Raw genomic sequence first — 12600 nt, 5'->3', positions numbered from 1 at the left:
CCTGCATGACTTCTGCCCGTATCACAACCCCACCTACAGCAGGCCTGCCTTTGCAATGGCGCGACCTATGGCCTTGGGGCGATGCCCAGTTGGATCGCGCGCTGGCCGCCTGGTTGGGCGTGCCGGGCGTGCTGCTGGAATGCTCTGGCACGTCGGCGCTGATGGTGGCCTTGCGCACGCTGCAGCAACTGCAGCCCACGCGCGGCGAAGTCATTGTGCCCGCTTATACCTGTCCGCTGGTGGCCATGGCCGTGGCGCAATGTGGGCTGCAAATTCGCTTGTGTGATTTGGCCCAAGACAGCCTGGATATGGATGCAGACGCGCTGCGTGGCCTGCTGAGTGCGCAGACGCTGGCGGTGCTGCCCACGCATTTGGCCGGACGCGTCGCCGATGTGGCGCTGGCGCGGCATTGCGCGCAGGCTGTGGGCGCATACGTGATTGAAGATGCGGCGCAAGCCTTGGGCGCGCGGGTCAACGGCCACAGCGTTGGTTTACAAGGCGATGTGGGCCTGTTCAGCATGGCCGTTGGCAAAGGCTTGACGACCTATGAAGGCGGCGTACTGGTCGCGCGTGATGCTGCGATGCTGGCGGCGCTGCGTGCCACGCACCAGGCTACGGTGCGGGTGAGCCGCTGGTGGGAATGCCGCCGCAGTGCCGAGTTGCTGGGCTATGCGGCCTTGTTCCGCCCTGCGACCATGGATGCGGTTTATGGCGCGCCGCTGCGCAAGAGCCTGGCGCGTGCCGACTGGATCGAGGCCGCAGGCGATGATTTTGACGCCCAGATTCCACAGCACACATTGGGGGCCTGGCGCCGCCGTGTGGGCGTTCGGGCCCTGGCACGGCTTGCCGCGCATTGGCAGGCAGCCGAGCAGCAGGCGCTGCGCCGCAGCGCGCAGCTGGCGGCTTTGCCGGGTATTGAGGTCGTTGGTGATGCCGCGGCACAGGCACAAGGCATTTGGCCAGTGATCGCGCTGCGCATGCCCAACCAGGCCATGCGCGATGCGTTGATGCAGTCGCACTGGGCTTCGGGCTGGGGCTTGTCCTTGCCGTTTGTGCATGTGCTGCCCGACTATGCGCAGTATGCGCCATTGCTGGGCGCGGCCCGGCACGATGCGGCCTGGCAGGCGCGCGATTGGGCGCAGCGACTGGTTGCGGTGAGCAATAGCGCCTGGCTCAGCGATGCGCAGTTTGCCGACTTGCTGCAGGCCTTGCAGCAGTTCACGCAGAGGGCTTGAGCGCGCCCGCTTAAGCGATCTGACTGGATGCTAAGGCCTGCAATAGCCGCTGGTTCAGCGCATGCTGGCCGACTTGGGCGTGTGCCAGTGTCTGGGTATCCACGCTGGTGTCTTGCCCGTCGCCTGCGCTCATCAGCCGTTTCCACCAAGCGGCATAGCGCCATGACGAGATATCGCCGGTGATGTCACTGCCCACCAATTGGCCTTGCAGCGCAGCGATGATGGCCATGCCTTCTTGCTCGCGCATCTGGCCTTGGTCCCAGTTGGTTGTGACCACATCGGCTGCGAACACATCCTTGTCGATGCTGAGGTAGGTCGGCTGGTGTTCGGTTGCCAGCAGGCGGCCTAGCGCCTTGGCCAGTGCGCTGACGCTGTCAAAATTGCGAAATGCCGACTGCGCCTGCACCCAACGGCTCCAGCCGGTGTCTACGCCGCAGCTCCAGTAACTGAGCTTGCCTTGGCGCAGGGGGGCCAAATAGTTTTCCCAGGCGTGACCTGCGCCAATGTCGCTGGAGGTGATGCCTGCAACATGCACATGCGAGACCGCCGGGTGTAGGGCCACGCGCCGCACCCAGGAGCCGCAATGCACGCCCCAGGGAAAGCGCATATTGTCCGGGTGGTTGTCCAGCACCACGATACGCAGCGGCTTGGCTGCCGAGTAGCCCCCTTGTGCAATGCAGCGCTCAATCAACAGCCACGACAGGTGGTGGAAATCGCCGCTGCCCATCCAGGCCGTGCCGTACTGCGCAGGCAGCTGCGCTGCCACATGGTCGCTAAAGCGCCGGTAGCGCGCCAGTGACGAGCCAAAGCGAATGCCTTCTTGCCATTCGGTGAGCGACAGGCGCAGTTCATTGGGCAGTGGGCCAACGGACTGGTCCACATCCAGCACCAACGGGCGCATCATGTTTGCTCGCTCCATTGCTTGTCGCTCTCGAAATGGCTGGCAAAGCGTTTGCCCAATGCGCGCAGCAGCGGGTTGCGGATGAATACCGCATGCAGCGTGAAGGTGAAGCTGGCGCCCAGCTGGGCCTTGACCTCGGGGTCGGTCCAGCCGGCCACGTAGTGGCTTAGGCCGCGCTCGATGGCGTACTCCAGATTGACCAGCCAGCTGACAAAGTACAGGTTCACTTCGCGTGCCTGCGGGTAGGCCAGGCCAATGTATTTGTCGATCAGTCGGCCTTCATGTTCAAAGCACAGGTTCCAGCCCAGCAAGGCGCCGGTGTCCTCTGCGCGGTACTCGAACACGATGCCGTGGTTGCTGGCATCGCGTAGCAGGGCGGCAAAAAAACTGCGCGTGAGTTTGTCGAAGTGGATCTCGCTTTGTGCGTAGACCGCCTCGAACAGGGCGTAGTAGGCGTCGACTTGCGCATCGCTGGCGAAGGCCTCGCCGGTGGGGATGCGCTCAATCACCATTTGCGCGCGGCTTTTGAGCTTGCGGCGCAGGTTTTGGCGGCGGCTTTTGGACAGCCGCCCCAGATACTCGTCGATGCTGGAAAAGTCAATCGGCACATAGGCCAGCGCCTGGCCTTCGACCAGCAAAAAACCTGCCGCAGACAAGGCTTGGGCCAGTGTTTTGGCGGCCTCATTGTCGGCCGGTGGCAGCAGCGGCGAGTCCTGCGGCAAATCCTTGACGATGGTCAGCATGCGCTGGCCAGCACGCTGGCGCAGTTGCGCAGCCAATTGCTGCGCGCTGGGCGTTGCTGGTAGCACCGCGTATTCGGTCACCGTGGTGCCGACAAAATCGGTGGTCAGTGTGAGCCGCTTGCTGAGCCAAGCACCACCGGGTAGTTTGTGCAGGGTTTGCTTGAGCGCGTCATCGGCCGTGGTCAGCAGGTCAAATGGCGCGGTGAAGGCCACTGCCGGCCAGTCGGCATGCACGACAAAGCCCTCGGGCGGATGCACGGCAAACAGCCGGATCAGCGCCGAAGGCTCGAGTTGGTTGCGCGACGGCCCAGCCGTTTCAACCGGTGTCATTGGGTTTGGATCAAGCCTGTTTGGCCAGTGTGATCAACTGGTCCAACAGTACCAGAGCTTCGTCGATTTCGCTGCGCGAGATCATCAACGAAGGCGCAAACGTGATCACGTTTTTGTAGTAGCCGCCGACATCCAGTACCAGGCCGCGTTTTTGGCCCTGGTATTCGAGCTTGGCCTCCAGGCCCAGATCGACCATCTTGTCCAGCAGCGCCTTATTGGGCGTGAAGCCATCTTCGGTGCAGATCTCGGCACGCAGTGCCAGGCCCATGCCGTCGACATCGCCGATTTCCTTGTGGCGTTTTTGCAGTTGCTTCAAACCGTCGAGGAAGTAAGCGCCCGCTTCGCGCACCTGTTTGCCGAAGTCGATCTCGTGCGTCATTTTCATCACTTCCAGACCCAAGGCTGTGCCCAGCGGGTTGGAGGCGAAGGTCGAGTGTGTCGACCCTGGTGGGAAAATGGTCGGGTTGATCAGCTCTTCACGCGCCCACAGACCGGACAAGGCGTTCAAGCCGTTTGTCAGGGCCTTGGCAAACACCAGCACATCGGGCTTGATGCCAAAGTTCTCGACCGACCACAGTGTGCCGGTGCGCCAGAAACCCATTTGGATTTCGTCGACGACCAGCAGCACGCCGTGGTCATCCAGTACTTTTTTCAGGCCAGTGAAGAAGTTCGCTGGTGGCACGACATAACCGCCCGTGCCTTGAATGGGCTCGATGTAGAAGGCCGCGTATTCGCACTGGTTGGTTTTCGGGTCCCAGACTGCGTGGTATTCGTTCTCGAATTTGCGCGCAAATTCCTTGACGATGGAGTCCGCATACTCTTCCGAGGTCATGCCCTTGGGGCGACGGAACGGATAGGGGAAGGGAATGAATTGCGCGCGGTCGCTGAAGTGGCCAAAGCGGCGGCGGTAGCGGTAGCTGGAGGTGATGCTGGATGCGCCCAAGGTGCGGCCGTGGTAGCCCCCTTCAAAAGCGAACATCAGGCTTTTGCCGCCAGAGGCATTGCGCACGACTTTGAGCGAGTCTTCAATCGCCTGTGCACCGCCGACGTTGAAATGCACCCGGCCGTCGTGGCCCCATTTTTTCTTCGCATCTTCGGCGATGAATTTGGCCAGCTCGATCTTGGTGGGGTGCAGGTACTGGCTGGCTACCTGTGGCAACTCTTTGAGTTGCTCGATCATCCTGTCTTCAAGACGCTTGTTCTTGTAGCCAAAGTTCACGGCCGAATACCACATCTGCAGATCGAGGTAAGGCGTGCCCTCTTCGTCATACATGTAGCTGCCTTCGCAGCCGGTGAAGATTTTGGGGGGATTGACGTAATGGACGGTGTCGCCAAACGAGCAGTACTTGGCTTCGTCAGCCAGTAATTGGGCAGTATTGAGAGTCACAGCGTAAAAGCTCCTGAAGGAAGAGCGCCAGTTTGGTAGAAGAATCTTGTGACACTATCGAGTTTTCTTGTAGGGAATGTGGAGATCGGCATCGTATGTGTTCAAACAATGGCCCTGCCGCTCAATCAGCCGCTGTTGGACTGTGTTGTCGATAGGCACCACCCCTGGTGCTCGCACCTATGGCTTGGGGCAGTGCATACGTCTGTATGGGCGCAACGGAGGCAACGCCGCAATGCGATTTTTTGAGCCGCGCATGGCCTCCTTTTGGGCTTCAACGCGGCTGCGTTGCGATGGTGAACACGTTCTTAGCGCGGCCCCAGCGCTTCCTCGAGTTGATTGCCTTGTGGCATGCCACTGAATTTGGTCAGAATGCCATCAGGGCCGCGCACGACAATGCCAGGCGTGCCTCGAAAGCCCATGCTGAGCATCAGCTGCTTGTTGTCGCTGAGGGTCTGGAGAATATCTGCTGGAATATCCTGGCTCGCAGCAATACCCCCTTTGGCGTGGTTTTGTTCATGCTCGAGCAGCGCAGCCGATGGGTCGGCGGCGCTGAGGATGGCTGCGGCTTTGCCAGCACTGTCCTGTTTGATGATTCCCACCATGATGTGGTGAATTTGCACCTTGCCTGCATCAACCCAGGGGCGTGCTGCCTCCCAGAAGCTGTGGCAATAAGGGCAATTGGGGTCTGTGAATGTATAGAGAATGCGCGGCGCGTCTGCTTGTCCATCCAGGACTGAATTGGCCGCCTCCAGTTGCGCCCATTGCATGTCGCTGAGGGGTTTGCTGGCCAGCTGGTGCAAGATGGCTTGATCGACTGTTTCACCTTGGCTGTTCAAGCGTGTGCCGACAATGGCATGGCCGTCGCTGGTGATATAGACCGCCATGGGGCGATCTGCCGAGGCTGCGGCAAAGCCGCGCAGGCCACCCCCGACTTCAAACTCATCCATGATGGTCAGGCCTTGTGCTTGCAAAGCGGTAAGAACCTGTGGCTGCTCGCCCGCCTGGGCTCGGCAGAAGCTGCCCATCAGCAAGAGGCTGGCGATCATGGCGCAACAGATGTGTGATTGTCGTAGACGCATATTCATTCCTTGTGAGGGTTGGCAAGTTGGTGTGGTGCAAAGCGGCGTGTGAGGGTGCTTTTGAGGCTGGCCATTGAGAGCTCGCCCATATGGCTGTCCACCAGACGCCCAGTGGCATCAAAGAACAAGGTCGTGGGCAGCCCTTGTGAGCCTATCGCCTGCATGGTTTGAGAGCGCGGATCTAGCAAGACATCGCTCAGTTGCAGGCCTTGTGCCGTCAAAAATGCATGTGCTTGCTGGGCGCTTTCGCCTTGGTTGACCAACACAAAGGCGATGCCTGGATATTCGGCTTGGGCCTGTTCAAAGACCGGCATTTCGCGGCGACACGGAGGGCACCACGTTGCCCACAGGTTCAGAACCACAGGCTGGCCAAGATAGCTGTCGAGCGCTACTGGTTGTCCGTCGAGCTTGGCCAGCTGCAACGCGGGCAATGGTGGCATGGCGCGGCGCATGTGCTCCAGTGAGGCACTGGCGGCCCACCAGCACACCAGTCCTGCGCACAGGCCCACCAGCAGCGGCAGGCGCAGCCGGCGTTGCAAACGCGTGCGCCAAAGCACGTACAGCAATGCAGCCAGAGCGCCTACCCACCACAAAAAGCCCTGGTCACCAATGGCGATCATCGACCAAGGGGCTGCAGCATACTCTGGCCACCATGCAATGATGTAGCCGATGCGTGCGGCGACAAGCCCCCACAGCAGAACATCGAACATCAGCGCGCCAGTTGCCTTGCCGCCGCCATTGGGCAGGCGCCTGGCGGTCAGATAAGCAGTCAGCCAGGCCAGCAATGCACAAGCGACAACAACGAGCAATTGAATGGGAAATGGTCCTGCACTGATCATGGGGTGCCTGCCTGGTCCAAGCGCGCTAAAAAGGCGCGGGCGTCAAGCTCGCCAATACTGCGCAACTCACGTCTTTCCTTGCCATCTGGCCCGATCAGAATGAGTGTGGGCGGGCCCAATACGCCCCAGTGTTTGAGCAGGGCCTGGTCGTCTGCGTCATTGCGGGTCACATCGGGTCTGACGACCTGCATGCGGGCCAGGCGAGCTGCCACCGTGGGGTCACCAAAGACCTGGCGCTCAATCACATGGCAGCTGACACACCAGTCGGCATAAAAGTCCAGCAGTGTCCATTGCCCTTTGGCGCCTGCTTGCGTGATATGGGCCTGCACATCTTCAATGGTTTTGGCCTGGAGATAAGTGAACGCTGGGGAGGAGGGGGCGTTGGTGTTGGATGGATTGCGCAGCTGGGCCAAGGGTTGCAGCAAGGAGTCGCCCCCGGCTGCTGCGCCAACCACCATCAGTGTGCCCCATAGGCTGGTCAAGACCGCGCCCAGTCGCAGCGTCCAGACCAGCCGGTATTGGTTGACCAGGGCCTGGCCCCAGGCCAGCAGCCCGATTGCGATCGACAAGAGCCATGCACCCCAAAGCGCCAGGCTGAGCGTAGCGGGTAAGAAACGCGCCAGCATCATCAGCGCCATGCCGACCATGACATAGCCAAAGGCCACCCGTACGCGGTCCATCCACGCGCCGGGGCGAGGCAGAACCTGGGCACCAAATACGGCAATCGCCAGCAAAGGCAAGCCCATGCCCAGGCCCAGCGCAAATAAGACCATCGCGCCATAAGCGGCGCTGCCGGTTTGTCCAATGTACAGCAAGGCTCCAGCCAGTGGTGCGGTCATGCAGGGACCGACCAGCAGAGCCGATAAAACGCCCAGCATGGCCGCGCCCGTCCAACTACCACCTGACTGGCCTTGGCCTGCAGATTGAAGCCGGTTCATCAAAAATGCGGGCAGTCGCAACTCGAACAGACCAAACAAGGAGCTGGCCAGTACCAGGAACAACACCGCAAAGGCGCTCAAAAGCCAGGGCGATTGCAGCGTGGCTTGCAGGTTGGCACCGGCCATGGCTGCTGCTACACCTACGATGGCGTAAGTGCCTGCCATGGCGACGACATACGACAGGCTGAGGGCAAAGGCGCGGCGTGGCTTGGCCTGACTGCCTACGACCATGCTGGAGATGATTGGGATCATTGGCAGCGAGCACGGCGTAAAGGCCAGCAGCAAGCCAAAGCCGAAAAACAGCAAGATTCCCCAGAAGGGGCCCAGCGTGGCCAGTTGTTGTGCGGCGGCCTGGTCTTCGGCCAGGGCCTCTGGGGGGCTGGGCGCTGGCGCTGCAGCTTGTGGCGCGGCCTCGGCCGTAGACATGGACACGGACATGGGCATGCTGCTGGCTGCTGCGCTGACTGCTTCGCTGGCTGGCAAGCGCAGCTCGGTGGTTTGCGGTGGATAGCAAATGCCCGCTTCCGCACAGCCTTGCCAGTGCAAGGTCAGCGGACCTGTGACGGTATCGGGAAAAGACAGTGCGAGTGCTTGGTCGGTATAGATTTCTGTATTGCCAAAAAACTCGTCATATTGATTGCGCCCTGCCGGCAGGTCCAGGGCAATCTCATTGCCAGCGTGATCTACCAGCTTGATCGCATGGCGATACACGTAGTAGTTCTCAGCAATCTGGCTGTCAATGGTGAATACATCACCTTGCTGCTGTGCAGGCTTGAGTGTGAGAACCTCGGCTGCGTCCAGAAATTGATTCTCACCGCCATTCCACGACGAGAATATGCCTTGCGCCCACGCGCTGCTGAGCGCGCATGAACACAGCACAACGATGGTCAGTAATCGCCGATAGAGCATCAGATCTGCATCCTTTAAATCAAGAGTGCCGGATCATGCATGGCCTAACTTAAGCGAGACTAAAGCACTGAGCCAGTATTTGCTACCGCTGTACAAAGTGTTTTTTTTGCATACCATCAGCGTCTGATCAAGTCCAAATGGGGTGAAGATGCGGGTGCTGCTGGTAGAGGATGACGAGCTGATTGGCAAGGGGGTTGTCGTGGGCTTGCGCCAACATGGCATGGAGGTTCGGCACGTGGGTTCTGCACAAGAGGCGGAAGCCGCACAGGCCCAGCAGAGCTTTCATGTGCTGGTGCTGGACCTGGGCTTGCCGGATCGGGATGGCTTGGATTTATTGGCCAGCATGCGTGCAGTTGAGCCTGATTTGCCTGTATTGATTCTGACAGCCCGCGACGCCATAGAGCACCGACTCAAGGGCCTGCATGGTGGTGCAGATGATTATATGGTCAAGCCCTTTGATTTGCGTGAGCTGGCAGCGCGCTTGCACGCCTTGGTCAGGCGCACGCAAGGACGTGCCGCACAACGGATCGAGGCGGGCCCACTGCAGCTGGAGCCAGACAGCGGTCTGGCTTGGTTGGATGGTGTGCCAGTCAGCTTGTCACGCCGTGAGGTCGATGTGCTGGCGCAGCTGGCCAATGCCTCTGGGCGCTGGGTCTCTGTGGAGACGCTCAACGAGCGCCTGTTTGGTCTGGAGGCAGAAATTGGCCGCAATGCGCTGAACGTGCATATCCATAATATCCGCCGCAAACTGGGCGGCGATGCCATTGAGACCGCCAGGGGACTGGGCTACCGCCTCGGCTGGAGGCTGACACCATGAGCTTGCGTCTGCGTGCCGTGATAATCACGGGGATTGCGCTGTTGGCGCTCTGGGCGGGGGCGGCTGGCTGGATGGTGCGCGGCGTGCATGCCAATCTGGACCGCACACTCGATGGCCGCCTGGCGATGTCAGCGCGCATGGTGTCAGGCTTGCTTGAGCGTGCGGCCTTGGCGCCGAGCACGGTGACGGGCGATTTTGCCGAGGCCGTGCGTGTCAGTGGTGAAGAAGGCATTGCCTGCGAGATCCGCTCCTTGCGGGGCGAAGTCTTGGCGCGCACCACTGCAGGCCCGCATTCGGAATTCGAGAGTTTGCCCACAGGCTTTAGTACGCGCAATGTGCAAGGCCATCTGTGGCGCATGTATGTGCACCGTGCCAATGGTTACCAAGTCACTACCGCAGACCGCTTGGATGAGCGCGATGTGCTGATCCATGAGCTATTGCGTGTTGCAGGTGTGCCTTTTCTGATTGCCTTTCTTGGCGGACTCGCCGCTTTGTGGATCGGCATCGGGCGTGGCCTGGTGCCGCTCAAGGCCTTGTCACAACAGTTGCGCGACAAGCATGCGGATGACACTTCGCCGATCGTTCTCAGGCATTCTCCTGCTGAGCTGCAGCCGGTGCTGGCCGCGATGAATGGATTGCTGCACCGCCTGGCCGGCGCACTGGCGAGCCAGCGTGCATTCACCGATGGCGCAGCACATGAGTTGCGCACACCTTTGACGGTGATCGATACGCATCTTCAGGTTGCCCAGCTCAGCGAGGGTGAGGATGTGGCACTGGCCCTGGCCAGCGCAGAGCAAGGCGTCAAGCGGTTGCGACGCACGCTTGACCAAATGATGGTATTGGCCCGCGCAGAGGCCGGCGCCGATTCGGAGCAGGGCTTCAGCGCCGTCTCTGCTGCGGTGCACGCTGCGCTGCAGCAGTGCCGCGGTGAGGACTACCAACGGCTGTCTGTGCAACTCGATCAAGACACCAGCGTTGCTGTGCCTAGGTCGATGCTGGAGACGGCAGTGCGCAACTTAGTGGATAACGCACTGCGATACTCCAGCACAGACGCTGCAGTCGAGCTGCAGGTATCGGTCGATCAGGCGTTGCAGCATTGCACGATTGCGGTGCTGGATCGAGGCCCAGGCCTGACCAGTGCGCAAGTCGGCCAGATTGGCCAGCGTTTCTGGCGCGGCGATCAGGGGCGCAGCAGCCAGGATGGCGCAGGCCTGGGCATTTCGATTGTGCATGCGATTGTTGCGCGGTTTGGTGGCTCATTGGCATTCAAGCCACGCCCGGGCGGCGGCCTGCGGGCTGAGATTGTCCTGCCAATAACGCATGCACAGCACAGTTCCCAGGACTGGGCAGACAGTAGTGGGCAGGCGTGAGCCGCAGTGCAGACGCACCGCTTGCTGGCGCGTACAGCACAATCTTTGAGCGCGTTTTTTATATGGTACTGACAAACTTCACTTTTTGATTATGCCGTCGACCGCCATCGTAGATGGTGGCTAGCTCTGGGGCGCTGTTTTCAATACCGCTGATCTGTTTGTGTCGAATGGCTTCATTGCTACGCGCCAAGCGAATTTGTAAGCCAATCCCCACATCGCTCACCATGCCAGTACTTCTGGCTTAGCGTGTCTTGTTGAGAAAAGAACACCACATTGCGCGCGCGTTTCAGTCGCATGGTGCGTCTCAACCGGCAGAGATATTGAGTGTTGGTTGCAGCGTCGCACTTGATCATGCTGTAATCGCCGTGGGAGCTTGATTCTTTGTCTGCAGTTATGGATTGCAGGCGAAGCAACCGTTGGAGTGAGACATCAACACCCTTTGCCATGGATTCACAATCAGGAGTCACAGTGACGCATACCACCCGCATTCAAATCTTACGCAGTACCGTACTGGCATCTGTGCTTGCACTCGCCAGCGTGGCCAGTTGGGCCGCGCGTGATTTCACGCCCCAAGCGGGCACTTGGGTCATCAGTGAAGAGGTCGATGGCAATCCTGGCCGTGGCTTAGCCATTGATGTGCAAGGCAATACCTTCATCATGCAGGTCTACGGCTACGAACAAAACGGTGACGCCACGTTCTATACCGCAGTAGGCCAAATGCAGGGCGATACGGTCACCGCTCCGTTGGTGCGCTACACGGGAGGGCGCAGCTTTGGCAGTGGGCCGCGCGATGCAGTAGAAGACCACAGCTTGGGCGATGTGATACTGCGTTTTAGCAATGGACTACAGGGCACGATTCAATTGCCCGGTGAGCCAGAACGCGAGATTGAGCGTTTTCTTTTTGCACAGCGTGATGCTCCCCATTACAAGACCGAACAGTGGCAAGGGGTGACTCGCGATGCCCGTTGGCTTGGTTTGAATGAACAAGGGCAGGTGGTCAATGCTTGGCGGGCGATGCTTCAGTGGGGCGCTACTGATCCTATGCAGCTGAGCCTGAGCAATGAATCTAGCAGGAGCAATTTGGAATGCACGCGTCCAGCACAAACGCAAAGCATCCACTGTATTGCAGTGAGTCAGACGAGCTCACCTGTAGTCAAGGAGGCTGAGTTTCGATTGGTTGGAGCCCAAGTGACAGGCATCCTCACGCTGCAAGCCGAAGGCGCTGCGCCATTACAGCTGCAGGGCGTCAATACCGAAGCTTTCTTTCCCCCCGGCGCAGTGATTCTTGGAGGCTGTTGCAGTCGTGGCGTAGAAACGTATGGTCAAGGATCTGTTCCTTATGGCCAGCAACCAAGTTATTTGCCCAGCAATGGCACCTGGGTGATAAAAGATGAATTGACAAGTAAACCAGGCCGGGGCATTAGCTTAGATGTGCAGGGCGGCAAGATGGTCATGCAGGTTTTTGGCTACCAAGCGAATGGACAGCCGACCTTCCATATGGGGGTCGGCAGCTATGCAGCGGAATCCGAATACAGTGATACTAGCAGCACCCGTTTTAGCCTGCAGCAGTATGGTGGTGGCCGCAGTGTAGGTGGGGATCCCGCCAGTGCATATTTAGTGCAAGATGCAGGAGACGTCTTGGTGAGCGTCTCGGGTGCCCGGAGCGCTACCTTGGCACAAGCCATGGTGCAGTTTCCAGGTGAAGAAGCCAAGTTGATGCAACGCATTCCATTGGAGTCTCCACAGAGCTTGGAGGACAGGTTCTTTGGCGAGTGGTATGTTCCATCGTTTGCAAGGCTTGGTGGGCCTTTGACTGTCACTCTCAACCGCATGGATGGGGATGTGGCAAGGAATGAGGAGGGCTCAGTGCGCTGCCAGTTGAATGCAGAGACACAGCGCGCTCGGTGTTTATTCAATCGGTCGAGCGATGGCGTTTACGATATTGATTTTTCTGATGAGTTTGTGATGTCGCACAACTTTGTACGCGTGCGTGATCGCCATGGTAATTTGACTGGCTTAGGGAATGTGCCGCTGGACTGAGGTTGCGGCTGA

General features: G+C 59.6%; 10 protein-coding genes. 4 read left to right on the top strand and 6 right to left on the bottom strand.

The window, feature by feature from the left end; translation table 11 throughout:
- Nucleotides 1–5 precede the first annotated feature (5 nt).
- Nucleotides 6–1235: a DegT/DnrJ/EryC1/StrS family aminotransferase gene (locus tag E8K88_RS07660; protein WP_136406075.1), complete on the top strand. Its 1230-nt coding sequence runs from the start codon at nucleotides 6–8 to the stop codon at nucleotides 1233–1235.
- 10 nt (nucleotides 1236–1245) lie between these two features.
- Here E8K88_RS07660 and E8K88_RS07655 read toward each other — a convergent pair whose 3' ends face one another.
- The 6 genes from E8K88_RS07655 to dsbD all read right to left on the bottom strand — a co-directional run bounded on the left by E8K88_RS07655 (nucleotide 1246) and on the right by dsbD (nucleotide 8361).
- Nucleotides 1246–2154, bottom strand: a complete 909-nt coding sequence (locus E8K88_RS07655) for a hypothetical protein (RefSeq protein WP_136406074.1) — start codon at nucleotides 2152–2154, stop codon at nucleotides 1246–1248.
- Nucleotides 2136–3209: a GNAT family N-acetyltransferase gene (locus E8K88_RS07650; protein ID WP_136406073.1), complete on the bottom strand. Its 1074-nt coding sequence runs from the start codon at nucleotides 3207–3209 to the stop codon at nucleotides 2136–2138. The genes E8K88_RS07655 and E8K88_RS07650 overlap by 19 nt, the downstream gene beginning before the upstream one ends.
- Before the next feature lie 10 nt (nucleotides 3210–3219).
- The gene (locus tag E8K88_RS07645) at nucleotides 3220–4596 is read right to left on the bottom strand and encodes an aspartate aminotransferase family protein (RefSeq protein WP_136406072.1); all 1377 of its coding nucleotides are present in this window, start codon (nucleotides 4594–4596) and stop codon (nucleotides 3220–3222) included.
- 305 nt (nucleotides 4597–4901) lie between these two features.
- Nucleotides 4902–5642, bottom strand: coding sequence for a thiol:disulfide interchange protein DsbG (dsbG, locus tag E8K88_RS07640; RefSeq protein ID WP_425324923.1), 741 nt, complete (start codon nucleotides 5640–5642; stop codon nucleotides 4902–4904).
- A 35-nt stretch (nucleotides 5643–5677) separates the two neighbouring features.
- Nucleotides 5678–6514, bottom strand: coding sequence for a TlpA disulfide reductase family protein (locus tag E8K88_RS07635; protein WP_136406070.1), 837 nt, complete (start codon nucleotides 6512–6514; stop codon nucleotides 5678–5680).
- On the bottom strand, nucleotides 6511–8361 hold the full coding sequence (gene dsbD, locus E8K88_RS07630) for a protein-disulfide reductase DsbD (protein WP_205880046.1): 1851 nt from the start codon (nucleotides 8359–8361) through the stop codon (nucleotides 6511–6513). The genes E8K88_RS07635 and dsbD overlap by 4 nt, the downstream gene beginning before the upstream one ends.
- Nucleotides 8362–8509: 148 nt before the next feature.
- Between dsbD and E8K88_RS07625 the strand changes: the two genes are divergently transcribed.
- The 3 genes from E8K88_RS07625 to E8K88_RS07615 all read left to right on the top strand — a co-directional run bounded on the left by E8K88_RS07625 (nucleotide 8510) and on the right by E8K88_RS07615 (nucleotide 12588).
- Nucleotides 8510–9178, top strand: coding sequence for a response regulator (locus E8K88_RS07625; protein WP_136406068.1), 669 nt, complete (start codon nucleotides 8510–8512; stop codon nucleotides 9176–9178).
- Entirely contained in the window at nucleotides 9175–10548 is a 1374-nt protein-coding gene (locus E8K88_RS07620; protein WP_136406067.1) for an ATP-binding protein, read from the top strand. Before E8K88_RS07625 ends, E8K88_RS07620 begins: the two co-directional genes overlap by 4 nt.
- A gap of 468 nt (nucleotides 10549–11016) precedes the next feature.
- Nucleotides 11017–12588 (top strand): hypothetical protein, encoded by a 1572-nt coding sequence (locus tag E8K88_RS07615; protein ID WP_136406066.1) that lies wholly within the window; start codon nucleotides 11017–11019, stop codon nucleotides 12586–12588.
- Nucleotides 12589–12600 lie beyond the last annotated feature (12 nt).

The sequence above is a fragment of the Lampropedia aestuarii genome, assembly GCF_004803635.1.
In the GTDB taxonomy this organism is placed as follows: domain Bacteria; phylum Pseudomonadota; class Gammaproteobacteria; order Burkholderiales; family Burkholderiaceae_C; genus Lampropedia; species Lampropedia aestuarii.
Note: the sequence above shows the minus strand (reverse complement) of the source record. Positions and strands in the feature narration are given on the sequence as shown.